Consider the following 24,156-nt stretch of genomic DNA (forward strand, 5'->3'; position numbering starts at 1 on the left):
TTTGTGGATTGGTTTTGTACAAATGTGAACTTTATGTGTTGAAACTACGCAAAATTGATGTGATTGTCACTTTTGGAGTGATAAATATCACATATTATCACCAGAGCGATTGCATACAATAAAGGTGGAAAAACAAGCGAAAGGGGTCTTACACGTGGAACATAAAGATGGACAAGAACCGAATTTAAAAGGAACGTTCACATCGGTCATGATCGTGGCGGGTGTCATCATCGCCATGTGGTCATCAGTCTTTTACTTATTCGTCACTCGGTAAGAATTCAGGGAGGAGGGTCTCATCATGCATATTCATAAACTAGAAAAATATTGGCTTACATTCGGCATCATTCTGCTCGCAGTCTTCCTGACTGTTCTCGGGGTATCCGCATTCGCGGCAGGTAATCAACCCGCATCGGATGCAGACTTGATTGACCCGGCAAAAGTAAATCAGACGGCTCCGTTCGACAAACCAGGACTTCATCAAATTGGTGAAAATGAATATGAGCTCGTCATGATCGCACAAGCGTTTACGTTCACACCAGGGAATGTTGAAATTCCAAAAGGGGCAAAAGTGACGTTCCTCGTGACATCACCTGACGTCGTCCACGGATTTCAGTTGACGGGTACGCCGGTCAACATGATGATCGTCCCGGGACATATCAACTCGTTGACGTACACATTCGAGGAAGCTGGCGAATTTTTAATCTTGTGTAACGAATATTGCGGTACAGGGCATCACATGATGTCGACTAAAATCAAGGTGGTGGAATAAATGAATGACGTATCATCTAAACTGAAGCAATGGGAGATGGAACGCGGCGTACCGGTTCCGAGTATCGGAGCAAAAGAGGCACGTCTTGCCTATGGACATGTTCTCGTATCCGTTCTCGCCATCTTGATTGGGGCGCTAGCTGGATTGACTCAGACATTGATTCGGACGGGTGTCATTCCTGAAATCTTTGGATACTATCAACTTCTGACTGCGCACGGGATCATGCTTGGAATCGTCTTTACGACGATGTTCATTATCGGTCTTTTATATGCCTTATTGGCGAAGTCGTTCGGTCGCTTTGAATCGTTCCCGACACGTGTCGCTTGGCTCGGTTTTTGGACGATGATCATCGGTGCTGTCATGGTAACCGTCATGATTTTGGCCAATAAAGGGACGGTCTTATATACGTTTTATGCGCCGCTCATGGCAGATCCGCTCTTCTATGTCGGACTCGTGTTATTCGTAGTCGGGACATGGTTGTCGTCTTTCGCGATGTTCCGCATGTATGCGGATTACAAGCGTGACAACCCTGGTATCCATCCACCACTTCCGGCGTATATGAGTATCATGACGATGCTTCTTTGGGACATTGCGACACTTGGTGTTGCAGCAACGATTTTATTCCAACTCCTTCCGCTCTCGTTAGGATGGACGGATACAGTCGGAATCGAGTTATCTCGTACATTGTTCTGGTACTTCGGTCACCCGCTCGTTTATTTCTGGCTCATGCCGGCATACATCGTGTGGTATACGGTCGTACCGAAAGTGATTGGTGGGAAGATCTTCTCGGATGCGTTGGCGCGGATGGCGTTCTTGCTGTTCCTACTCTTCTCATTCCCGGTCGGTTTCCACCATCAGTTGACAGAGCCAGGGATTGAACCGTTCTGGAAATTCGTTCAAGTCATCTTGACGTTCTTAGTCGTCATCCCATCATTTATGACAGCATTCTCGCTCTTTGCGACGTTTGAACTTCGAGGTCGTGCCCTTGGCGCGAAAGGACTGTTCGGATGGGTGAAGAAAATGCCATATGGCGATGTTCGCTTCCTTGCTCCTTTCGTTGGGATGTTGTTCTTCATCCCGGCTGGCGCAGGTGGAATCATCAACGCTTCGCACCAATTGAATGCAATGGTCCACAATACGTTATGGGTCACAGGACACTTCCACATCACAGTAGGTACTGCCGTCGCCTTAACCTTCTTCGGAACAGCGTACTGGCTAGTCCCAGTCCTACGTGGTCGCACGTTGACGAAGGCGATGAACAAGCTTGGATTGATTCAAGCAGGAACATGGGCATTCGGTATGGCGATCATGTCCTATGCAATGCATATCTCAGGATTGAACGGGAACCCACGTCGTACGGGTCCGGCAACTTATTTCTCAGATGCATTGACGCGTGAATGGATCCCATATCATGTCATGATGGCAATCGGGGGAACAATTTTGTTCATCTCTGTTCTCATCTTCGTCTACTCGATGTTCAACTTGTCATTCCTCGCTCCAAAAGGCGAAGAAGAATTCCCGCTCGCTGAGACAGAAGAGGCGGCGATGGATACACCGCGTTACTTCGAGAATTGGAAGCTATGGATTACCGTGACATTTGTCTTGATCGCATTTGCATACACCGTTCCAATCTGGCACTTGATTGAGAGTGCGCCTCCAGGAGCGCGTGGTTGGGTACTCTGGTAAACTGAAGTCAGCTCATTCGTGAGCTGACTTCTTTTGTGTGAGGAGGAACGATATGAACATATTAGACGTCATCCGTGCGGCTCGTTCGATGCACTCAGAGAATCGACCGTTTTTGGTAGCGATTGATGGACTGAGCGGAGCGGGCAAGACAACGCTCGTCTCACATTTGAGCAATGAGCCGAGTGTTTACGTTCTTCACATCGATGACTATATCGTTGAACGGGACAGACGCTATCAGACCGGACAGCCTGAACCGGTGGAGTATTACGCACTTCAATGGGATGTCTCGCGCTTAGAACGTGAACTGTTTCGTCCATTGAGGAATGGGATGACGGAATTGACGTTACCTCGTTACGTGTATGAACGAGATGTCATCGCAGAAGAGATCGTGGACGTATCATTCGCGCATACGGTTGTCGTAGAAGGGATTTTTCTACAACGTCCTGAATGGCGTTCTTATTTCGACTATGTGATTTATCTCGACTGTCCCCGAAAAGTTCGGTACGAGCGAGTTTTGAACCGGGATACATACCTCGGTGATCCGACAACACGGCTTGAGAAATACAAGCGCCGGTACTGGCCAGGAGAAAATTTGTATCTTCGGGACGTCGACCCGAAAAGAGGGGCAGATAGCGTGCTCTGACTGAACGTTTTAACATCTGACGCACGTGTCAGATGTTTTTTGTTTGGAGAAAATTTGAAAAAATGATTGACGTCTTAGTGTATTACGCTAATAATACAGTTAGGAAGTGTATTAACCATGTCATACACTTAGAAAGGTGATGAACATGCAATTCAATACGAGGACACCAGTTTACCTACAAGTCGTCGACTACTTCAAGAAGAAGATGGCACTCGGTAAACTGAAAGCCGGGGATGAAATGCCATCCCGGCGAGAACTAGCGAATGATTTAAAAATTAATCCGAACACCGTTCAAAAAGCGTTCAAAGAAATGGAGGACCAACAATTGATTACGACCGAACGAAATCGACCGAGTCGTGTAACGACAGATGGTACGGTATTGGCACAAATCCGCTCTGAGATTGTAGATGACGCGGTCGCGGTATTTGTGGAAGCGATTCAAGAACTCGACGTCTCGGTAGACGAGCTGGTCGATAAGATTAAACGTCAGTACAAGGAGGGGACGTACGATGATCGAAGTGTTGGGAGTTAAAAAGCGCTATCGCCGGAAACAAGTTATTGAAGACGTTTCGTTCACAGCGAATAAAGGGGAGATTACGTGCCTCATTGGACTAAACGGAACGGGGAAATCGACGTTATTGAAAGGCATCATGGGATTGACACCTTTCGATAAAGGTTCGGTATTGATTGATGGAAAACCAATTGATTTGAATCGTGTCGCCTTTGTCGCCGACCATGCGATGTTCCCAATTCATTTCACGATTGAACAATGTGAGGCGTTTATGAAAGATTTTTATCCGACATTTGATTCGGCATTATTTGCTCGTCTCGTCGAAGATTTTAAATTATTCCCGGAAGATAAGTTGAGCGAGTTATCGAAAGGGACGCTCGCCAAAGCGAATCTTGCGCTCGGCATTGCCCAAGACCCTGATTATCTATTGCTCGATGAGCCGTTCTCAGGAATCGATGTCTTTTCGAAAGAACAGATTGTTGAACTGTTCTCAAGTGAAATCATGGAGAGCCGGGGCGTCCTCATTACGACACATGAAATAGAGGATATCGAGTACTTGATCGACAAGGCAGTCATGTTGAATAACGGACGCATCGTTCGTGAGTTTGACGTCGAGGATGTCCGTTTCATTCACGGGAAGTCAATCGTCGATGTGATGAGAGAGGAGTACGGGGCATGAATCTATTGAAACTATTGAGTTGGGAAGTTGAACGTGTCACGAAACCGTTCTTGACATTAGTCGCAGGTCTTATCGTTATACAGTTTGGATATCTCGGTTACTTTTTATGGGACGAAACAAACTTTTATGAACAGTTGCGACGTGAAGGAAATGCGGACTATCAACTATCATTTTTAAATTACTTAAATGGCACTCCGTATCTTTTATCACTCGGAATTGCCGTTGCTGCCGTGTTGCTGTACAGCGTATGGATCTGGTATCGCGATTTTCAAGGACGAGGGACGTTCATGATGCGACTGCTCACGATGCCACAAAAGCGGATGACCTTGTTCTTCGCTAAACTCGCTACCATTTTAATGATGACGTTAGGGTTATTTGCCATCGAATGGATTGCCCTCAAATTACAGTACATAGCGTTCACGAGTTGGTTTGATGGAAAGATGATACCGATGGGAGGCTCATTCGAGCAAGCTATTTCCTACCATGGGATGTTAATGGTTATGTATCCTTCTTCGCTCATCAACTTTGTCATTCATCAATTGATAATCACGATTGCTGTGCTCTTCATCTTCACATTCGTGTTGATTGAACGAAGTTTCTGGCAACGGACGATGTGGTCACCGGTACTTAGCTTGTCGATTCTAGTTGTCATCTTGACCATTCCAATTTTAGGATACGCGTTCCTGTCGAATCGACTAATTTATGATGAGACGATCGTGTACGTCGGTATGGTATTGGTCGTATGGGCAAGTGTGACGATTTGGCTAGGTCGAAGATTTTTACAGACGAAACTGAATGTGTGAGGTGAGAAAATGAAACGAATGTGGAATGTGGCCGCGCTCGGTGCGGTCATCGTGATTGGGCTTGGGACGTTTGCCGTTGATGCGACGGAACCGAAAGCAGAATGGGCGTTAGACATCAGTTCGAATCCATCAGTGTGGGAAGACGCAGTGGTAGAGATTAGTTATAGCACAGAGGATGATGTTGAACAGCGGTTTGAAGTGACGACTGAAGAGAGTCACATCACGTCAAATTTGAACTATATAGCTGAGGGATTGCGATATCGGGAACGTTTGAATGGAGATGCGCGTTCCATTCATAGAATCATGAATGGATGGACGTATGCCCAATCGATTCGAACAGAAGACGGATATATCGGGGTCGGTCAGGATGGGATGAAAGAGCTCATCGTGTTTAAACAAGAAGATGGAGAAAAGTTATCGACATTTTCATTCGATGCCAGTGATTCAAAAATATACGACATCGTGAACGGGGTGTGGGCAGGCGCATTTCTGAATGATGGCCAGTTAAACTTAGTCTATCGAGATGGATATGACGGTGAAGAAAAAACAATGCTCGCTACGTTTAATGAAGCGATGAATGAGGTGACCGTCAAAGAATTGAGCATGGATAAAGGATTTATCACCCATGTCATCAATACGAATCGATTTTACGTTACTGATTTATTATCACAGATGGCAGAAACACGGTACATCCCTGTCGGTGTCAGCTCGTACGAAGTGATCCGAGAAGGGGAAGAGGAAATCAATGTTGAGGATCCGGATCCAGGACTCTTCGCTTACGATACAAAAACGGGTAAAGTTGTTCAACTGGCAGAAGGGCAAGGCTTTTGGGATTATACAGTGTCGGGCCACAACCTGTTCGCCTTAAATGAGGACGGCGAGGAACTTGTCATCGACTTGAACACCGGGAAACAAACGACCCGGGAAGTTCTTGATTCAGTGGATCACGCATTCTATGAAAATGGTCGCCTTTACCAAACGCGCCAAGCGAAAGACGGGGTCGTCATCGATGTATACGAGGATGGGAAACAAATCTCGAGTGCGGCAATCACGCCTGAAAATGAAGAAGCGCGTGATATGCTCAAACAGATTGACGTATATGTCAGATAAAAATATAAAAGATGGGTCCATCCAAAATATAAGTCAGAGTTATTATGAATGATGATTGCTACGATAACGTTATAACGATGAAAATGACTCATCTACTGCCTAAGCGGACATAGTTGTCCGTTTTTTTGTTTTGTACAACTCTAAATATAGACATATGTCTTGCCCCTTAGAACATCTTTTTCGGGCTTACATTCCAAATTTCAGTATGTTAATTTGCGAGTGAATGGGAGGTTATATAAATGAAAAATTCGACTAAAGAGTGGATTTATATCCTGCTCCTCGCAGCCATTACTGTTATACACTTTTTTGTGGATGGCTTGTCTGAGAATAGTAAAGCGGTTATAACCATTGTAATTTTTCTAATCGCTGTAGTGCTTAAGTTTGTAGTAAAAACGAAGGAGGACTAACTTGTCTATAAAATCGAAAGTCATATCAGTTATGATGGTGATGATACTCGTTTTGTCTACCTCATTTATACCAGGAGATTCAGCTAGCGCTGCTGAAGATTTGAATGAACAGGACTTACAGTTAATTGAGATCCTAACTGCAATCGAGAATATGCCGGATGAAGTGATTATGCAGGGCGAGGAAGCCATTAAAATATACCTTGAGAATGAAGTAAGTTTCACACTTGATTTGGATGAAAGACAAGATTTAGCGGGTGTTCGAAAGGCTAGTATAGGTTCAATTGCAGGTTGTGTAGGAGCCGTTGGAACTGCAATCGTCATCAATTTTACTCCAGCGAAAATCCTGAAAATCAAATCTGCCTTGAAATCTGTCGGTGGTGCTACGAAGTTTGTTAAAGCAATCAAACCATACTATCAGATGTCACGAGAAGATAAATTAAGTAAGACAGCGTCACTCAAACAAGCTGTTCGACTCGCCGCTAAAGATGCAGGACCAGATGCGCGCGAAGCCTTGCTAGACCTCTTCGGTGTTTCATCTGTGATTGGATCATGTTCAGCAGCCTTTGGAAAATAAAAAAACTCCGATGGATTTCGGAGTTTTATAAAACTTGAGCGGGTCTTGGTATACCCGCTCTTTTTAGTAGCGTTGGAATACTGAACTTGTGCCGATCAACATGGTGAGGGGATGATTGCATGCTGATCCTGCTTTTTTTACTTAGTCGGTTTCGGTATGATGACGCCTTCTTCTAAATCAAGCAACAAGTCAATCAGTTCCGCGCAGAACTCTGGGAACTGCTCCAAAAAGGCACCGGGACCGACTTCATCTGTAAAGTCGATATACAGATCGGCGACATTCCCAGACATCTTCGCAGGTAAGGCGAGAAACGCCGAACCGAAACGCCAACTGCCTCGGATATCGAGTAGCTTCCCGAGAATGAGGTCGCCGGTCTCACGTTCTTCTGGTAACTGAACAGCGTATGTCTCTTTTGACTCCCAGTCTTTCAACTGACCGTCTTCTGTGACTTCAAAGATGCTACAACGCGGGACAGCTAGTCCACGGAGTGCGTGATAGAGGGCAGGGGACATGTCGCTCTTATGGTCGGCCAAGTAGCGACCATGGGGTGTCATCCCATCCTCATCCGTCTCAAAGAAGACGGCCCAATCGATGAAGAGGTCACGAAAGAGTTCGGCATCTTTTAAGTGCCATGTCCCTTCCGATGCAATCTCTTGAATATAGTTCGTCCACTGTGTGCTTCGCGCAAGAGCCGCTTGCTCATACAACTTTTTCAGTTCGGCAAGCAATTCGGACTCTTCGACGAGCAAAGGGAAGGGAATTACTTTCCGGTCTTTTTTCATCGGCGCGGTCCTCGCTTGTTCGCAGGACGTTTGACGACAGGAGGCTTCTCCTCAATCCGTTTCTCAATCACGTCACCGCGATAGATTTCGAGCTCTTTCAACTCGACACCGAGTTGACGCGCGAACGATTTCAAGTGCGGCAGGTCATCCGTCGTCACGAGGGAAAGGACAGTGCCTCCCGCGTTACCGCGAGCGGTACGGCCGGAACGGTGAATGAAGTCATCGATTGATTCCGGTAAGTCGAAATGGACGACGTGTGTCACGTCTTCAATATCGAGACCGCGTGCAGCGAGACCGGTCGTGATGAGGAGCGGGTATTCGCCTTTGCGGAATTCGCGTAGCGTCTCGACGCGTTCGCGCTTCCCTTTCAAGCTGTCGAGCATCCGGTAGTTCACTTTCAACTTTTCAAGTTCTCCGCGAAGCGGTGGCAAGAACGAGCGGTTGTTGATGAAGGCGAGTGCCTTCACACCGTCGACGTGTGAAAGACGACGAAGAAGTTCCGGTTTATACCGGCGCGTCGTCAACAGATAGCCGTACGTCACTTGATCGCTTACGGCACGTTCGATTTTGATATGAGCCGGTTCGTTCATGAATGGTGACGCCCACTCTTGGAGTGAGTCGGTGAGTGTTGCCGAGACGAGTGCAAGCTGACGCTCGTGCGCGGTATGCTTGATGATTCGTTCTGCGGCCTCTGTCAAACCGCTGTCGATGATTTGGTCGGCCTCATCTAAAATGACGGTATGTGTTTCGTGGAGCTTCAGTTTTTTCTTGTCGATCAACTCGACGAGACGACCCGGCGTCCCAACGATCAAGTGAGGTTTTTTCTTGATTCGGTCGATTTGACGTTTCAATTCGACACCGCCGATGAACGAACCGATGCGGACGTCGGCTTTTTCGGTGAAACGTTGTGCGACTTGTTGAATCTGCATGACAAGTTCACGGGTCGGGGCGACGACAACGACTTGGATGCGGTCATTCGACGGATCAATCTTTTCAATGGCTGGAAGGAGGTAGGCGAGTGTCTTACCCGTTCCGGTTGGTGCCTCGATTGTCACGTCTTTTCCATCTAATAGTAGGGGAAACGCTTCTTTTTGGACCGGCATCGGCTCATTGAAGCCCATCCGTTCCCACGTTTCGTTAATAAAAGGTTTTGTAAAATTCATATTCGGTCTCCTTATCTTTAGGCAAAAACAAAGGAAGCGACAGCGCTCCCTCGTCAAATATAGCGAACATGCTCCTGACCATCTTCCATGGAAGAACGTAACGTCTGTGTATACGTCTGACCGTCTTCGATGAGTTGGATGTGGGCGTCTGCACCTTCTGCTGTCAATTCAACTTTCTCAATCGTGAATCCTTGATAAACGCGATACTGTAACTCGGCCGTCATGTTCTCGAACGGTTTCAGTTCCGGATGTGTCGTAATGACATGGATTGGACGCGACAAAAGTGCGGCGAGTAGCTGGTCGCGATAATCAATAAAATCTTCGTTCTCGATGTCATCGTCGAAGCGGATCCAAAACCCTCCGTCTTCAAATTCTGTGATAAATCCGTCACGCTTTTCGCCGGCCTCATCGACCTTTAATGAGATGCGATCGCCAACCTGAAAGGCGTGATTTGCTGTTAATGGTTCATACGTCATGAGTAGAACCCCTTCCTCTTATACAATGTTCTGCCTTCATTGTGTCTGATACGACACAAAAATTCAAGTTCTAACCGAGTGATGTGAGATTAATCACCTTAATAACTGTATAGTTCGTCACAGAACAATCAAATTAGTACAGATGATAGGTAAACCTTATCTAATTAGGGATCATCTGTTTCAAACTATATAAACTAGCAGATATAACAGTTTGTAAAACGCTTTCAAAAACGGCTATTTCATCACGTTCATAAGATTGTTACAAGTTTCACAAGAATGTAAAACATATTGTTCACGTTTTCACGTACACTCACAGTATAGATAACACGCAGTTACTTTCGAGAATGAGGAGTGAATCAACATGGCAACCGAAATCAAATCCGCATGGTCAGGTTTTGTCCCTGGTCAGTGGACGAATGAAGTAAATGTCAGTGAGTTTATCCGTTTGAACCGTCATGAGTACACAGGAGACGATGCGTTTTTAGCAGGTCCGACCGAAGCGACAAACGTTCTTTGGAATCGTGTGATGGAACTAACAAAAGAAGAGCGTGAACGTGGAGGCGTCTGGGACGTCGATCAACACACACCATCGACCATCGTATCGCATGGACCAGGTTACTTAAACAAAGAGTTAGAGAAAGTCGTTGGCGTTCAGACGGATGAACCGTTCAAACGTTCGATTCACCCGAATGGCGGCATTCGTATGGTCGATGCGGCACTCGAATCATATGGTTTCGAGCCAGACGAAGAAATCACAAAAATTTACTCAGAGATTCGTAAAACACATAACCAAGGTGTCTTCGATGCCTATACGCCTGAAATGCGGGCCGCTCGTAAATCAGGGATCATCACGGGGCTTCCAGATGCTTACGGTCGTGGACGCATCATCGGTGACTATCGTCGCGTCGCTCTCTATGGAATTGACTTCTTGATGGCAGAACGTAAAAAGGATTTAGCGAAACGCGGCGGGTTCTTATCTGAGTCTGACATCCGCGATCGGGAAGAACTGAATGAACAACTTCGTGCCCTCCAAGAACTTAAACAACTCGGAGCTGCATATGGATTTGACCTCGGTCGTCCTGCGGAAAATACGCAAGAAGCATATCAATGGGTATACTTGGCGTATCTTGCTGCCATCAAAGAACAAAACGGTGCCGCGATGTCACTCGGTCGCGTCTCGACCTTCCTTGACGTGTACGCTGAACGTGACCTTGAAACGGGTCGCTTAACAGAATCAGACGTCCAAGAAATCGTTGACCACTTCATCATGAAACTTCGAATCGTCAAATTCTTACGGACACCGGACTACAATGAATTATTCTCAGGTGACCCGACTTGGGTGACAGAATCAATCGGTGGGATGAGTCAAGACGGTCGCTCGAACGTCACGAAGAGTTCATTCCGGTTCTTGCATTCACTCACGAACCTCGGACCAGCTCCAGAACCAAACTTGACGGTCCTTTGGTCGACGAAACTTCCAGAAGGATTCAAACAATACTGTGCGAAAATGTCGATTGAAACTTCGGCTATTCAATATGAGAACGATGACTTGATGATGCCACAATTCGGTGATGACTACGGCATCGCATGTTGTGTGTCACCGATGAAGATCGGGAAACAAATGCAGTTCTTCGGTGCGCGTGCCAACATGGCGAAGGCTCTCCTTTATAGCATGAACGGCGGTCGTGACGAGAAGAGCGGTGCTCAAATCGCTCCAGTTTGGGAAATGAACACAGAAGACGTGCTTACGTACGAAAAAGTATATGCCGACTTTGACCGGACGCTCGACTGGTTGGCAGAGCTATACGTGAATACGCTCAACGTCATTCACTTCATGCACGATAAATATGCGTATGAACGAATCGAAATGGCGCTTCACGATCCTGAAATCTTACGGACGATGGCTTGTGGGATCGCGGGTCTCTCGGTAACGGCGGATAGTCTTTCAGCAATCAAATACGCAAACGTCAAACCGATCCGTAATGAAGAAGGAATCATCGTCGACTTCGAAACAGAAGGGGACTTCCCGAAATTCGGAAACAATGATGACCGTGTCGATGCAATCGCCGTCGAACTCGTCGAATCATTCATGGAGAAAGTACGGAAACATAAAACATATCGTGACGCACTTCATACGCAATCGGTCCTCACGATCACATCGAACGTCGTCTACGGTAAGAAAACAGGAAATACGCCAGACGGTCGTCGTGCGGGTGAACCATTCGCTCCAGGTGCCAACCCAATGCATGGACGGGATACAAAAGGTGCGGCTGCATCGCTCTCATCTGTTGCGAAACTTCCATTTGAACACGCACAAGACGGAATCTCTTACACGTTCTCAATCGTACCGAAAGCACTCGGAAAAGAAGAAATCGCACGCGAACTCAACTTGGCGGCGCTTCTCGATGGGTACATGAGCGGAGAGCACAAAGGACATCACTTGAACGTTAACGTCTTCAACCGCGAGACGCTTCTCGACGCAATGGAACATCCAGAAGAATATCCACAACTCACAATCCGTGTATCAGGATATGCGGTCAACTTCATCAAGTTGACACGTGAGCAACAGATCGACGTCATCAACCGTACGTTCCACGGTTCGTTGTAAATAAAGGCTTAGCGGCCTTCTACGGAGGGCCGCTCATTCGTTAGGAGGTCATTTCGATGACAATGGGATATGTACATTCGGTCGAATCATTTGGAACAGTTGACGGCCCTGGTATTCGCTTTATCGTCTTTTTACAAGGTTGTGCGTTACGTTGCCTCTATTGCCATAATGCAGATACGTGGGATTTCAAAAAGAATAATCACCGCTCGGCTGAAGACGTCATTCAAGAGGCGCTCAGCTACCGTCCGTTCATGGACGCATCGAAAGGCGGCATCACGATTTCTGGTGGCGACCCACTCGCGCAACCTGAATTTTTAGAGGCGCTGCTGCGTGAAGCGAAAAAGCATGGGCTTCATACGACACTTGATACGTCTGGTGCGCTCCGACCTCCTAATTTGGATGCGATTTTAGATCACACCGATCTTGTCTTGCTCGATATCAAGCATATCGACGACGACATGTGTAAAAAGCTAACGGGACGTAGCAATGCCAACACGCTCGCGCTTGCCGAACACCTTTCCGAGCGCGGAACGAAAATGTGGATTCGCCACGTCCTTGTACCTGGATGGACGCTCGAAGAAGGTGCGCTTCGTCGCACGGCCGCGTTCATTCAAAAGCTAGACCATGTCGAGAAAGTCGAGATTTTGCCTTATCATGAGATGGGCGTCTACAAATGGGAGGCGCTCGGACTCGATTATCCGCTTAAAGGCACGAAGCCCCCGACATCCGATGAAGTCGAATGGGCAGAAGGGATTTTGCAGGGAACCGTATAAAAAAGCAAGCGCAGGCCGATGTGGTCTGCGCTTGCTTTACGTTACACTCGCTTTTTCTTCTTTTCTAGGACGCGGGCATGTTCTGCCTGTTTTTTCTCCATATAGAGAAGCTCTCGCTCAAGTTTGAAGTAGCTCGCATAGCGTTTCGCATCTAGCGTACCGCTCGTGAGTGCCTCTTGGACGGCACAGCCCGGTTCTTTCTGATGTGAGCAGTCGCGGAAGCGGCATGTCTCGGCAAGTGCTTCGATATCGCGAAACGTCTCATCGAGGTGCTCGCTTCCTTCCCATAGTCCGAATTCTCGCATCCCTGGTGTATCGATGACGTATAAGTCGTCGATTCTGAACAGTTCGCGGTGTGTCGTCGTATGTTTTCCGCGCTCGTCCTGCGCCCGGACGGCTTGTGTGACGGCAAGTGTCTCGTGGGCGAGGGCGTTCGTCAGCGTAGATTTTCCGACGCCGGACGAACCGACGAAGGCGATTGTGCTCTCACTCGGCAATGCGTGACGAAGTTCAGCCACACCTTTTCCCGTTACAGCACTAACGGGGAATACTTGAATTCCAGGTGCGTTCACTTGAATGTCTTCGAGCAATGTGTCGACGGAGTCGACTTGATCGGTCTTTGTCAAGACGATGATTGGGATTGCCCCGGTGTCCCAAGCGGCTAGCGTATAGCGTTCTAGGCGACGAATGTTGAAGTCGTGTCCACACGCCATCGTAATCAAGACGTAGTCGACGTTCGCGCAGATCAGTTGTTCACGTGTCTCGTTGCCGGCGGCCGCTCGTGAAAGAACGGTCCGACGCTCAAGGAGATGGTGAATCGTACCTTGACCATGCTCGCGAACTTGAATCGTGACATAATCGCCGATGACCGGGTAATCCCGTTCGCTCGTCGCGGCATGTCGAAATTTTCCGGAAACCCCGCACATATAGGCGTTTTCTCCGATTGATACCGTATAAAGATGTTGGAACTGTGCCGTGACACGTCCCGTTTCAGTTTGTTGATTCAAAAAGAATCCTCCTTTTAGTGATGGAGGACGACAGCCCTCCGATTTGCTGACATTTGGTTACGTGCATGCATCATGTTGCTCATAAAACATCATCCTTTCGTTGTTCGATAGCATTAGTGTACCACAGTTATTGGAAACGGTACCATCTCAGTCTAAAGACCGAGGTGAAACAAGCCTTCCGCTCGTCGACCTATGTCAAATAACGTATTATGATAAGAGTGTACTTAACAAGGAGGGATGACAGATGAATCACCAAGTGAAAAAGGTGTTGTTCATCGTGGCCGCGATCGCTCTAGTGCTCGTGTTGATCGGTTCTTTACCGAATATGATTTTATTCGGATTAGGAGCGCTCTTGACGCTTTGGGCTGGAGTCCGTTTTCAGGCTGTGACACACATCGGTGCTAAAGTTGGTTTCGGGATCCTTGCTGTCATTGGGATTGGGACGATGCTCTCAAACATTTGGGCGCTTGTCGGAATCATTGTCGCGTGGTTGTTGTTTAAAGGGTATATGATGTATACAAGTGAAAAACGCGACCCGGATGTCGAGATTTTAAATGCAGACGGAACGCGTGCCGGCCGGAGCAGCTTCCAGCAGTTTGATCAAGTGTGGCAAAAATTTGTTAATCGTCGTTGAGATTTCATAAGGAGGATTCACCATGAAGACACCGTTTGATCAGTTTCGTGAATTAGCGAATGAATTGACGAAAGAAATTTCGAAAGAAGTGAAGAAGTATCAGGATAAAGAGATGCCACGTTCAAGTGGAGAAGCGGAATTGAACCGTCATATCCGTGGAGCGGAGAAGGAAGCGTTGTCGGTTGAACGACTCGTGGAACGTCAACGTACATTGCTTGCAGAACTTGCTGAAAAACGTGATGATGCCAAGAAGATGGCAGATAAACGATATGAGCAAACAGAACTGGCGAAACAAGCCGGGGAAGAAAAGTTGGCAGAACGTGCGGCACTCGAATCCAAACATTACGGGGAACAGTACCGTTACTTTGAAGGATTGATTGACGAAGGTGAGCGCGAGTTAGATACATTAGAGCGTCGTGCGCTCGAGATGAAACTCAAACTCGATGAGATGCAAAATAAACGTTATGAGTTTGCGATGCGCGAAAACCTAGACTTGTTAAAAGGGGCACTCGACCAAATCTTTGGTCAAAATACGTCTCAGTCGCATCCATTCACTGAGGAAGAAAAGAAAGAACAACCTGCCGAAGAGAAGCAAGACACGCAGGAAGATGAAGATGATTTTGAAGCAAAATTGAAAGAACTGGAGCGTCGCTTTAAACAAGAGTGAGGCGATGGTTCGGCGATGACCTGAACAAGGTCATCGCTTTCTTTGCTTCATACATATGAACAGAAAGGGGGAATGGACATGGAACGTTGGAACACACGTCAAATCATTGGATTTATGATTATCTTATTTTCAGTCGGACTCTTCATCGATATTGTGACGGGTGGGAATAGCGTCTTATTCAGCATGATCCTCCCGCTGCTTCTCCTCTACATCGGTCGACGGTTCAGTCGTCGGGGGAAGCAGTCTGCTAGCTATATTTTTTACGCAATTGGGGGAATCCTCTTGATTGGCTTGATTTTCTCATCTGCGGCATTCGGATTCGTGCTCTCCGGACTCCTCCTGTTATTCGGCTATCGACTCTATAAGAATCGACCGGTCGAATCGAAAATCCGGACACCCCTTCGTCAAGAACAAGCCTTCTCATTTGGGATGAAGGAATCGGGGCACTATGTGTTACGTGATACGAATGAGTTCTTTTTACTACGGGACGTTGAGATGGATTTGTCACAAGCCATCATTCCGGAAGGAGAGACGTTCTTACTCCTCAATGGACTTGCGGGAGACATTCGAATTCTCATTCCTGCGGGGTATGACTATTCGATTGACGCATCGATCGGGTTCGGTAAAGTGCAGGTCGATGACTCGAACTATTCGCCGGTGTTCAATCGTCGCTTCTATACAGCGTCTGATGATTATGTCCAGGCTACACGAAAAGTCCGGATTCATATCGTGCTCATGAGCGGAAGTGTCGAGGTGATGACGGTATGAAAAAAGATTCTTATCCACGAACGGTCGTCTGGCATCAACTGTTTAGTAGCTTGTTGACGGCTTTCTTGATTACTGTAGCGTTTCTCATAGGTGACTCGACTTCATTGAGCGATTTATTTTCGCGTGAAGAAGGGTTGCCTTTCGGTGTGTCCATTCTAGTGATTGCCGTCTTGATCGGAAGTATCTTTGGCGTCGGTTCGTATTTTTATTTGCGCCGAGACTTTCGGGAAGTCGCCAATGCCCTTTGGAAACTGGAGAACCAAAAAGACATCACCTTCCGCCCGATGTCCCCATACCGAGATACACTCGAACGAATCGTCCGCGTATCGAAACAGCGCCAAGAGATGGTCGAGATGGCGAAGCGAGTCGGTGAGCGTCCGGTCAGTGTGGAAGAGGCGCGGAGTGAGGCCGTCGTCGAAGAAAGACGTCGCGTCGCACGAGAACTTCATGATTCGGTGAGTCAACAGCTCTATGCCATCTCGATGATGACGACAGCGGTCAAACAGACGATGCAGACGAAACCAGAACTCGCGAGTAAACAAATGGAACAAGTCGAGCTCATGGCGCAGACCGCACAGGCAGAGATGCGTTCGTTGCTGTTACAACTTCGGCCGGTCGAACTAGAAGGCATGACACTAAAGACGGGAATCGAACGCTTGTTAGAAGAACTGTCTCGTAAACAATCGACCGAGCTCGTCTGGCGTTTAGAGGAAGTGAAGCTCTCCCGGCACACTGAAAATGAACTGTTTCGGATTGTTCAGGAAGCGATTAGTAACACGTTACGACACGCCAAAGCGACTCGTTTAGAAATCGAGATGCGAACCGTGCAACAGACGGTCATCTTAAAGATTAACGATGACGGAATCGGATTTAATGTGGACGATACACAAGTCGCCTCATATGGATTACAATCGATAAGAGAGCGTACGGCAGAAGTCGGTGGAACGTTGCGATTGGTCAGTGTGCCGAATGTCGGGACACAAATTGAAGTACGTGTGAAACAACAAGTGGAGGGGTAATGATGATTCGAGTTGTATTAATTGATGATCATGAAATGGTTCGGGCGGGCGTATCTGCCTTTTTATCGACACAACCGGACATCGAAGTCGTCGGCGAAGCATCGGACGGAGCAACGGGAGCCGAGCTTGCGATTGCGGAGAAGCCGGACGTTGTCCTTATGGACTTGGTGATGGAGCCCGTTGACGGAGTCGAATCGACGAAACGAATTAAAGCAAGTTGGAAAGAAGCGAAGATTTTGGTCGTGACGAGTTTCTTGGATGATGAGAAAGTGTATCCCGTCATCGAAGCCGGTGCGATGAGCTATGTCCTCAAGACAGCGAATGCAAATGAAATCGCAGATGCGATTCGTCAAACCGCTGCCGGCAATCCGGTCATGGCCGCCCAGGTAACAGGAAAGATGCTCGAACGACTGCGTCATCCGGAAATGACACTTCATGAGAGTCTCACTGCCCGTGAACGAGAAATCTTGCAACTGATGGCGGAAGGCAAGTCGAATCAAGTGATTGCGGACGAATTGTTCATCTCACTCAAAACAGTGAAGACACACGTGTCGAACATCTTGACGAAGCTTGACGTCTATGACCGGACCCAGGCAGTCGTCTATGCGTTCCAACATAACTTGGTCAGTAAAGGATGAACCGTCTCCCTGTGATTGAAACGGAGCGCCTCCGACTGCGACCTCTCCAAATGGAGGACGGTCCGCACGTATTCGCCATCTTTTCAGATGAACACGTGCTACGCCACTACGGAATGGAGCCACATCGGACGTTAGAAGAAACGGAACAGATGCTGACGCATATGCTCGCACAAATCGAAACAGGTGCGATCATCCGTTTTGCCATCGAGCATCGCGAATCAAAAGCGTTAATCGGGACAATCGGGTTTCACAATCGGGCACCGTCGCATCGGCGTGCCGAGATCGGTTATGAACTCAAACCGGAGTATTGGCGTTCGGGTTATGCGACCGAAGCCCTTCACGCGGCGCTTCAGTTTGCCGTGACGTGTGAAATTGAACGGGTCGGTGCCATCGTCTATGTCGAGAATCTTGCATCCCAACGCATGTTGGAGAAGAATGGATTCTTTCAAGAAGGTCGACTACATAACTATATGCGTCAGCGTGGACAATCTCATGATGTGTATGTCTATAGCTATATGACCCATCAGTCAGTCTGAGCATACCGTTTCTACGGTGTGCTTTTTTCGTTTGTAAGAGAAATAAAATGGGAACCAACTAGAAGTGAGTCAATCAAAGGAGGATGATGAGATGAAAGCAGCATATATCGAACAGTATGGCGGGTCGGATGAGTTTAAAGTAGGGGAACTTGAACAACCGGCAATCGGTGCAGATGACGTATTAATTGAAGTTCATGCCGCAAGCGTCAATCCGGTCGATTGGAAGCTCCGTGAAGGATACTTGAAAGAAATGCTCCATTACGAGATGCCGCTCGTTATCGGGTGGGATGTATCGGGTGTCATCAAAGAAGTTGGGGCGAATGTGACCGAATTAAAGGTTGGAGATGAAGTGTTTAGCCGACCAGAAATCGCGCGCCAAGGCACATATGCCGAGTACGTCGCAGTCGATTCCCATCTTGTCGTCAAAAAACCAGCTTCGCTTAGTTTTGAGGAGGCCGCTTCACTGCCGCTCGTCGCGCATACGGCATGGCAAGTCATGTTCGAAGTGATGGATGCCAAACCGGGTGATCGAATCTTCATCGGAGCCGGTTCAGGTGGTGTCGGAACGGTAGCCATCCAGCTCGCGAAAGCACACGGTTTGTATGTCGTCACATCGACAAGCACGCCGAACGTAGATTGGGTCAAAAAACTTGGAGCCGACGAGGTCATCGACTATAAACAACAAGACCCGGCAGATACTGTCCGCGATATTGATTTCGTATTCGATACGATGGGGGGCGACGGGCAGAGCAAACTCTACCAAATGCTTAAAGAGAATGGGATGCTCGTCTCCATCTCCACACCACCAAATGAAGAGGAAGCCAAACAGGCGAAGGTCCGTGCCGAGTACGTCTTCATGCAACCAACGGGGGAGCGTTTGAAAAAAATTGCGGAAGCTGTTGAAAAAGGCGAACTGAAACCTGTGATTGACCGGGTCTTTGATTTAGAAGATACGAAACTTGCTCATGACTATGGAGAAGAAGGGCATGCCAAAGGCAAAATCATCATCAAAGTGAAATAATCAAAAGAGATGGATTTCCGGAACAAATATCGGAAATCCATCTCTTGTTCATTTCATTTGATAGGCTACCTTATGTGGAGGTCAGCCTTTTTTCTGTGCTTGTATTTGTTCATCGATTTCTGATAGGTAGGTCCAACGTTCCATCTTCGCATCGAGTGTTTCTTTCAGTTCTGCAATCGTCGCATACAACTCATTGACTTTACCAAGGTCACTGCCCGCTGATGCAAGCGTCGCTTCCTGCGCTTCAATCTGTTCTTCAAGTGCGGCGATGTCTTCTTCGATCGTGTCCCATTCCTTCTGTTCTTTGAAGGTGAATTTCACGACTTCCGACTTCACGCGTTCCTTTTTCTCTTTAGGTTCTTTCTCTTTCTTCACTTGACGAACCTCTTCTTGACGCATGGCCAAATAGTCACTATATTCTGCGTGATACACCTGGATGACCCCATCTTCGAAAGCGATCAACTGTCCGGCGATCCGGTCTAAGAAATAGCGGTCGTGACTGACGGCGATGACTGTACCTGGGAAGGACTCCAAATAGTCTTCTAAAACAGACAACGTTTCCGTGTCCAAATCGTTCGTCGGTTCATCAAGGAATAAGACGTTCGGTTCATCCATGAGAATTCGAAGCAGGACGAGACGCCGTTTTTCGCCACCAGATAGCTTCGCAATTGGTTTATATTGCGCGTCCGGTGAGAAAAGGAAACGTTCGAGCATTTGCCCCGCCGTGATGACCTCGCCGTCCGGCGTGTGGATGACTTTGGCGATGCGTTCGATCTCATCGATGACCCGTCGTGACTCGTCTTCAAATTCGACTTGTTGTCCGTAGTAGCCTAAATGAACGGTTTCTCCGTGCACAATCGTACCGTTTGTCGCTTCTAGGCGCTTGGCGAGCAAGTTCATGAGCGTTGATTTCCCACTCCCGTTCGGGCCGACGATCCCGTAGCGTTCACGGCGACCGAAAATCCAATTGAACTGCCGAATGAGAAGGGAGTCATCGTATCCGAAAGATAAATCTTCGACTTCGATGACCTTTTTACCAAGTCGGCGAGATCCGACCGAGACGTCGAGCGTCTCGTCTTCCGCTAAGCTCTCTTGATGTTTCAAGTCTTCGACACGTTGAATGCGTGCCTTTTGTTTGGTTGTCCGGGCTTTCGCGCCACGACGCAACCAAGCGAGTTCGCGACGTAATATATTTTGTCGTTTCTGTTCCATCGATTGTGCCCGAGCTTTTCGCTCGGCACGCTTCTCGAGAAAGAGTTCATAGTTCCCGTTATAGAAGTAACTCGTTCCATCCGCAATCTCCAAAATGTGATTCGTGACACGATTCAAGAAATAGCGGTCGTGGGTGATGAGCAGGATCGCTCCCCGGTAATCGGCAAGCATCGTTTCGAGCCATGCGATTGTATCGGCATCCAGTTCGTTCGTCGGCTCATCTAAGAGCAATAAGTCCGCTTCATCGAGTAACGCTGCGGCGAGCGCGACTCGCTTTTGTTGCCCCCCAGACAAGGCGTTCACATCGATTGACACGTCAGGAAGACCGAGCCGGTTTAAAATCGACTTCAGTTTTGCTTCCGTTTCCCAAGCGTCTGCGGCATCGACGGCCTGTTGGGCTTTCATGAAGCGTTCAAGTAACTGCTCACTTGTCGGGTTCGCTTCGAGTGCTTGTCTGGCGCGCTCGAACTGTTTCAACGCTTGAACGGAAGGAGTATCACTTGTGAATAAAGCGTCAAGGATCGTTTGTCCTTCGTCGAATTGAACCGTTTGAGTCAAGTAGCGAATCCGATAATCGTTCGGATGTTGCATCGTGCCTCGATCTGCTGTCTCGGTACCGGCGATGATTTTCATGAACGTCGATTTCCCCGAACCGTTCACGCCGATAATCCCGATACGGTCTCCGGGATGGATTGTCATCGTCACATCATCAAATAAGACTTTGTCGGCAAACTCTTTATGAATGCCTTCAATCATTAATAAACTCATGCGTTCTCTCCTTCAAGCTGTTGACGAATGGCCGCCTCGACCGTTGCTGCGATTTCCTTGTTCGGCAAATCAGCCGGATCAATCGCAGGTAGGAACGTGACATCGACCGTTGCCGGGGTGATTCGATTTTTGGCTTCTAACAATCTATAACTGCCTTGAATCGCGACTGGAACGATTTTCGCACCACTTGAGGTGGCGAGCGTCAAACTTCCGGCTTTAAACTCCTTCATCGGTCCACCTTTTGAGCGTGTGCCTTCTGGGAAGACAATCATTGATTGACCGGATTGAATTGTTTCGACGCCGGAACGAATGGCTTGAATCGATTGACGACGGTCACTCCGGTCGATGAAGATACACCCCATCAATTCCATCCAACGTGGAATAATCGGGAATTTTTGAACCTCGATTTTCGAGATAAACGCTTTCGGTCGTTTCGTGGCGGTCAACATAATCGGGACATCGAAGTTTCCTTGGTGGTTCGACACGTAGACGACGGGTTCATCCGGAATCTGGTCTTGACCGTGGACACGGATGTCTGCACCCGCAATCTTCAGTAGAAACTGTGCCCATTTATAAGCGATATCTTGTACGTAACGGTAACGCTTTGGCGTTTCGATTTTTTTCGCCTTCTGTAAAAACGGGACGGTGATCGGTAATACGGCAAAAAATGAGAAAAACCATACAGCTGTTCGAATCATTCTATTCTCTCCTCTCATGATGACAACAAGAAAGAGTCTTCTTCTCTTGACGAGAATCCGACCCTTCGGCATGAATCCTTATTCCCAAAAGCGAGAATCGCTCTCTTCTTCCTCTTCTTCGAGCTCGAACGTAATGCGTTTATTCACAGGATCGACGACGAAATAGGCGCCGTCTTGCTCGATACTTTTGATTTGCATGGCCTGATCACTTCCGATTTCGAGAGTGAGACGGATTCGGTTGTCATCATCGACAAGCAAAATACCGTCCTCTTTTAACCAAAGCTCCATGACAGGTGAATAACGAAGTAGCCATTCATTCGATAACGGGATTTCATTCATACGGTTATGTGCCTCCTGCGATTATAAATCCATTGTACGATGTCTGTTCCTACATAGGATACCAAATGTGGCGAGGGAAGACGAGCGTTATGTAGAGCGTTTTCGAGTCGTGGAGTGCATTCTGTCGACGACTCGTTTGATCCGTTTCTGGTTCCGTCTTTCTACAAAATACTCATTTGCCTGCATGAAGAGTTGTTTGAAGGAAGAGAGTCCCATCGCAATTAGAACGGCAAATAAAAATGTTCCGATTGGATCTTTGTACAATTCGGTCTGGAACAAAAAAGCAAGTCCTACGATTGATAAAATGGACGTGAGAAAATAAAAAATCATAGCGGAGTCTCCTTTTCTTAAAGGTATGAAAGAAAAAGGCATGGTCTTTTAATCGTATTCGACTTTTTGAAGGGAAATCCTGTTATGTATTGCAAAGAAAAAAACGCCTTCAGTGGGCTGAATGGCGTTTACTCTTGAGTCATGTAAGTCGAGGATGACGATACATTCGTGTCGACACCGTTTGAGAAAATAAAACTGAGAGATGCGAGTAATGCGAAAAAGGCGACAAGCAATCCTTTTGTAAAACGCTTTGCAAAAGAACGAGACTGTATATCAAACATTTATTATCCCCCGATCAATCCTAAATGAAACCTTATCTATACTGGACACTTCCTATATAATAACGTTTTCAAAAAAAGGATACTAGCAGAAAAAAACACGTTCACAAAAATGTCACAAAATTTTAATAAATCATGTAAGTTCTGTAAACAATCATGATTTCAACAGTCTCAAAACACGTTCACATTTTCGACACATTTATTCAAAATGTTGAAAGAGAACATGATATGATTAGGAACGTGTGTAGATAGGTATACTGACAGTAATAGCTTAGAAAAGGATGTGGGTGTAATGGCATTGCGCGCAGGAGAAGTAGTAGATTTAGTCGCGGAACGTTCTGCTGATTTTGGAGTATTCATTAGTAACGGCCGCGAAGAGGTGCTCCTTCACCGTAAAGAACAAACAGAAGAAGTGACAATCGGTCAAACGGTTCGTGTCTTCTTATATCATGATTCAGAAGGACGTCTCGCATCAACGATGACGATTCCGACCGTTTCATTTGATGAGTATGAATGGTTTGAAGTGACTGGCGTTCGGTATAACACAGGGGTCTTCGTGAATATCGGAATTCAAAAGGACGTTCTCGTTTCGATGGATGACTTACCGGAGAACCGATCATATTGGCCACAAACGGGCGATCAATTGTGTATTCGATTGAAGTATGACCAAAAAGGACGTTTGCTTGGGGACCCTGCACCATATGCGTTCTTGAACTTGTTGGCACGACCGTCGAAAGAAGAATGGAACAACCAGGACGTGCAGGCCATCGTCGTCAATAAACGCGAAGTGGGCGTCAACGTATGGGTCGAAGGGGAATCACTCGGTTTCTTGCATGAGGCTGAGATGACGCGTTGGCCACGTCTCGGAGAACAGTTGACCGTCCGTGTGACGCAGGTCAAACAAGACGGTACGGTCCTCGTTTCGATGAAGCCACGTGCCTATGAGGCGATTGATGGTGATGCGGCGAGCATCCTCTCGTATATTGAAGAACGTGGTGGCCAAATGCCATACGGTGATAAGACATCACCTGACGTCATCGACCGTGAATTCGGAATGAGTAAAGCAGCATTTAAACGAGCGCTTGGAAAACTGTTGAAAGACAAGCAAGTTGAAAAGCTCGACAACGGCTATAAATTGAAATAAGATAACTCATGTTCAGGTGACATGAAAGTTTAAAAATGTATTTCTTTCATTTTAGGAAGAAATACGTTATAGTTAATAAAGTTGACTATGAGGAAACATTGAGAAAACGTCTG

The 24,156-nt window shown here is 47.2% G+C and carries 27 protein-coding genes; 19 read left to right on the plus strand and 8 right to left on the minus strand.

The annotated features are described in order from the left end of the window. Nucleotides 1–154 precede the first annotated feature (154 nt). The 9 genes from KOG47_RS12820 (at nucleotide 155) to KOG47_RS12860 (ending at nucleotide 7,182) form a co-directional block, all read left to right on the plus strand. On the plus strand, nucleotides 155–274 hold the full coding sequence (locus tag KOG47_RS12820) for a cytochrome c oxidase subunit 2A (RefSeq protein WP_224863290.1): 120 nt from the start codon (nucleotides 155–157) through the stop codon (nucleotides 272–274). Between the two features lie 24 nt (nucleotides 275–298). Next, the gene (locus KOG47_RS12825; RefSeq protein WP_015880821.1) at nucleotides 299–769 is read left to right on the plus strand and encodes a cytochrome c oxidase subunit II; all 471 of its coding nucleotides are present in this window, start codon (nucleotides 299–301) and stop codon (nucleotides 767–769) included. Continuing rightward, nucleotides 770–2,455, plus strand: a complete 1,686-nt coding sequence (locus KOG47_RS12830) for a b(o/a)3-type cytochrome-c oxidase subunit 1 (protein ID WP_074037747.1) — start codon at nucleotides 770–772, stop codon at nucleotides 2,453–2,455. Nucleotides 2,456–2,507: 52 nt separating this feature from the next. After that, nucleotides 2,508–3,098, plus strand: a complete 591-nt coding sequence (locus KOG47_RS12835; protein WP_214691481.1) for a kinase — start codon at nucleotides 2,508–2,510, stop codon at nucleotides 3,096–3,098. A gap of 139 nt (nucleotides 3,099–3,237) precedes the next feature. Further along, nucleotides 3,238–3,630 carry a GntR family transcriptional regulator gene (locus KOG47_RS12840; protein WP_074037745.1) on the plus strand — a complete coding sequence of 131 codons (393 nt, stop codon included), beginning with the start codon at nucleotides 3,238–3,240 and terminating at the stop codon, nucleotides 3,628–3,630. Next, nucleotides 3,608–4,288, plus strand: coding sequence for an ATP-binding cassette domain-containing protein (locus KOG47_RS12845; protein ID WP_074037744.1), 681 nt, complete (start codon nucleotides 3,608–3,610; stop codon nucleotides 4,286–4,288). Before KOG47_RS12840 ends, KOG47_RS12845 begins: the two co-directional genes overlap by 23 nt. Continuing rightward, nucleotides 4,285–5,091, plus strand: coding sequence for a hypothetical protein (locus KOG47_RS12850; RefSeq protein ID WP_159563558.1), 807 nt, complete (start codon nucleotides 4,285–4,287; stop codon nucleotides 5,089–5,091). Before KOG47_RS12845 ends, KOG47_RS12850 begins: the two co-directional genes overlap by 4 nt. Before the next feature lie 9 nt (nucleotides 5,092–5,100). After that, nucleotides 5,101–6,201 carry a hypothetical protein gene (locus KOG47_RS12855; RefSeq protein WP_214691482.1) on the plus strand — a complete coding sequence of 367 codons (1,101 nt, stop codon included), beginning with the start codon at nucleotides 5,101–5,103 and terminating at the stop codon, nucleotides 6,199–6,201. A gap of 408 nt (nucleotides 6,202–6,609) precedes the next feature. Further along, complete coding sequence (locus KOG47_RS12860; protein WP_084543114.1) at nucleotides 6,610–7,182, plus strand: hypothetical protein; 573 nt, start codon at nucleotides 6,610–6,612, stop codon at nucleotides 7,180–7,182. A 137-nt stretch (nucleotides 7,183–7,319) separates the two neighbouring features. On the opposite strand, the gene KOG47_RS12865 is transcribed toward KOG47_RS12860, so the two are convergent. The 3 genes from KOG47_RS12865 to KOG47_RS12875 are packed head-to-tail and all read right to left on the minus strand — an operon-like array spanning nucleotide 7,320 to nucleotide 9,603. Further along, nucleotides 7,320–7,964 (minus strand): hypothetical protein, encoded by a 645-nt coding sequence (locus KOG47_RS12865; protein ID WP_196431564.1) that lies wholly within the window; start codon nucleotides 7,962–7,964, stop codon nucleotides 7,320–7,322. Continuing rightward, nucleotides 7,961–9,127, minus strand: coding sequence for a DEAD/DEAH box helicase (locus KOG47_RS12870; protein ID WP_214691483.1), 1,167 nt, complete (start codon nucleotides 9,125–9,127; stop codon nucleotides 7,961–7,963). The genes KOG47_RS12865 and KOG47_RS12870 overlap by 4 nt, the downstream gene beginning before the upstream one ends. 53 nt (nucleotides 9,128–9,180) lie before the next feature. Then, a complete protein-coding gene (locus KOG47_RS12875) occupies nucleotides 9,181–9,603 on the minus strand; it encodes a hypothetical protein (RefSeq protein ID WP_015880830.1) in 423 nt (140 codons plus the stop codon). A gap of 361 nt (nucleotides 9,604–9,964) precedes the next feature. Between KOG47_RS12875 and pflB the strand changes: the two genes are divergently transcribed. Together pflB and pflA are read left to right on the plus strand one after the other, a co-directional pair. Then, nucleotides 9,965–12,211, plus strand: a complete 2,247-nt coding sequence (pflB, locus tag KOG47_RS12880) for a formate C-acetyltransferase (RefSeq protein ID WP_214691484.1) — start codon at nucleotides 9,965–9,967, stop codon at nucleotides 12,209–12,211. A gap of 56 nt (nucleotides 12,212–12,267) precedes the next feature. Next, nucleotides 12,268–12,984 carry a pyruvate formate-lyase-activating protein gene (gene pflA, locus KOG47_RS12885; RefSeq protein ID WP_074037738.1) on the plus strand — a complete coding sequence of 239 codons (717 nt, stop codon included), beginning with the start codon at nucleotides 12,268–12,270 and terminating at the stop codon, nucleotides 12,982–12,984. Nucleotides 12,985–13,025: 41 nt separating this feature from the next. On the opposite strand, the gene rsgA is transcribed toward pflA, so the two are convergent. Continuing rightward, nucleotides 13,026–13,991 carry a ribosome small subunit-dependent GTPase A gene (gene rsgA / locus KOG47_RS12890; protein ID WP_214691485.1) on the minus strand — a complete coding sequence of 322 codons (966 nt, stop codon included), beginning with the start codon at nucleotides 13,989–13,991 and terminating at the stop codon, nucleotides 13,026–13,028. Between the two features lie 244 nt (nucleotides 13,992–14,235). Here rsgA and KOG47_RS12895 point away from each other — a divergent pair, with 244 nt between their 5' ends. From KOG47_RS12895 to KOG47_RS12925, 7 genes are all read left to right on the plus strand, one after another. Further along, nucleotides 14,236–14,625: a lmo0954 family membrane protein gene (locus KOG47_RS12895; RefSeq protein WP_031421063.1), complete on the plus strand. Its 390-nt coding sequence runs from the start codon at nucleotides 14,236–14,238 to the stop codon at nucleotides 14,623–14,625. Nucleotides 14,626–14,647: 22 nt separating this feature from the next. Then, the gene (locus KOG47_RS12900; protein ID WP_074037735.1) at nucleotides 14,648–15,292 is read left to right on the plus strand and encodes a PspA/IM30 family protein; all 645 of its coding nucleotides are present in this window, start codon (nucleotides 14,648–14,650) and stop codon (nucleotides 15,290–15,292) included. A gap of 78 nt (nucleotides 15,293–15,370) precedes the next feature. Continuing rightward, complete coding sequence (gene liaF, locus KOG47_RS12905) at nucleotides 15,371–16,060, plus strand: cell wall-active antibiotics response protein LiaF (RefSeq protein WP_015880836.1); 690 nt, start codon at nucleotides 15,371–15,373, stop codon at nucleotides 16,058–16,060. Beyond that, a complete protein-coding gene (locus tag KOG47_RS12910; protein ID WP_074037734.1) occupies nucleotides 16,057–17,079 on the plus strand; it encodes a sensor histidine kinase in 1,023 nt (340 codons plus the stop codon). The genes liaF and KOG47_RS12910 overlap by 4 nt, the downstream gene beginning before the upstream one ends. Before the next feature lie 2 nt (nucleotides 17,080–17,081). Beyond that, nucleotides 17,082–17,717 carry a response regulator gene (locus tag KOG47_RS12915; RefSeq protein ID WP_015880838.1) on the plus strand — a complete coding sequence of 212 codons (636 nt, stop codon included), beginning with the start codon at nucleotides 17,082–17,084 and terminating at the stop codon, nucleotides 17,715–17,717. After that, the gene (locus KOG47_RS12920; protein WP_015880839.1) at nucleotides 17,714–18,253 is read left to right on the plus strand and encodes a GNAT family N-acetyltransferase; all 540 of its coding nucleotides are present in this window, start codon (nucleotides 17,714–17,716) and stop codon (nucleotides 18,251–18,253) included. Before KOG47_RS12915 ends, KOG47_RS12920 begins: the two co-directional genes overlap by 4 nt. Nucleotides 18,254–18,344: 91 nt before the next feature. Further along, on the plus strand, nucleotides 18,345–19,274 hold the full coding sequence (locus KOG47_RS12925) for an NADP-dependent oxidoreductase (protein WP_196431557.1): 930 nt from the start codon (nucleotides 18,345–18,347) through the stop codon (nucleotides 19,272–19,274). Nucleotides 19,275–19,355: 81 nt separating this feature from the next. Here the strand turns inward: KOG47_RS12925 and KOG47_RS12930 are convergent, their stop codons facing one another. The 4 genes from KOG47_RS12930 to KOG47_RS12945 form a co-directional block, all read right to left on the minus strand. Continuing rightward, the gene (locus KOG47_RS12930) at nucleotides 19,356–21,254 is read right to left on the minus strand and encodes an ABC-F family ATP-binding cassette domain-containing protein (RefSeq protein ID WP_215244348.1); all 1,899 of its coding nucleotides are present in this window, start codon (nucleotides 21,252–21,254) and stop codon (nucleotides 19,356–19,358) included. Then, complete coding sequence (locus KOG47_RS12935) at nucleotides 21,251–21,952, minus strand: lysophospholipid acyltransferase family protein (protein ID WP_159563566.1); 702 nt, start codon at nucleotides 21,950–21,952, stop codon at nucleotides 21,251–21,253. The genes KOG47_RS12930 and KOG47_RS12935 overlap by 4 nt, the downstream gene beginning before the upstream one ends. A gap of 78 nt (nucleotides 21,953–22,030) precedes the next feature. Further along, nucleotides 22,031–22,291: a hypothetical protein gene (locus KOG47_RS12940; RefSeq protein ID WP_015880843.1), complete on the minus strand. Its 261-nt coding sequence runs from the start codon at nucleotides 22,289–22,291 to the stop codon at nucleotides 22,031–22,033. Nucleotides 22,292–22,378: 87 nt separating this feature from the next. Continuing rightward, nucleotides 22,379–22,621, minus strand: a complete 243-nt coding sequence (locus tag KOG47_RS12945) for a hypothetical protein (RefSeq protein ID WP_074037731.1) — start codon at nucleotides 22,619–22,621, stop codon at nucleotides 22,379–22,381. A 570-nt stretch (nucleotides 22,622–23,191) separates the two neighbouring features. On the opposite strand from KOG47_RS12945, the gene KOG47_RS12950 reads away from it, so the two are divergent. After that, on the plus strand, nucleotides 23,192–24,043 hold the full coding sequence (locus tag KOG47_RS12950) for a CvfB family protein (protein WP_074037730.1): 852 nt from the start codon (nucleotides 23,192–23,194) through the stop codon (nucleotides 24,041–24,043). The last annotated feature ends 113 nt before the right edge of the window (nucleotides 24,044–24,156 follow it).

Origin of the sequence: Exiguobacterium sp. s121 (assembly GCF_018617245.1) — a bacterium.
In the GTDB taxonomy this organism is placed as follows: Bacteria; Bacillota; Bacilli; order Exiguobacteriales; family Exiguobacteriaceae; genus Exiguobacterium; species Exiguobacterium profundum.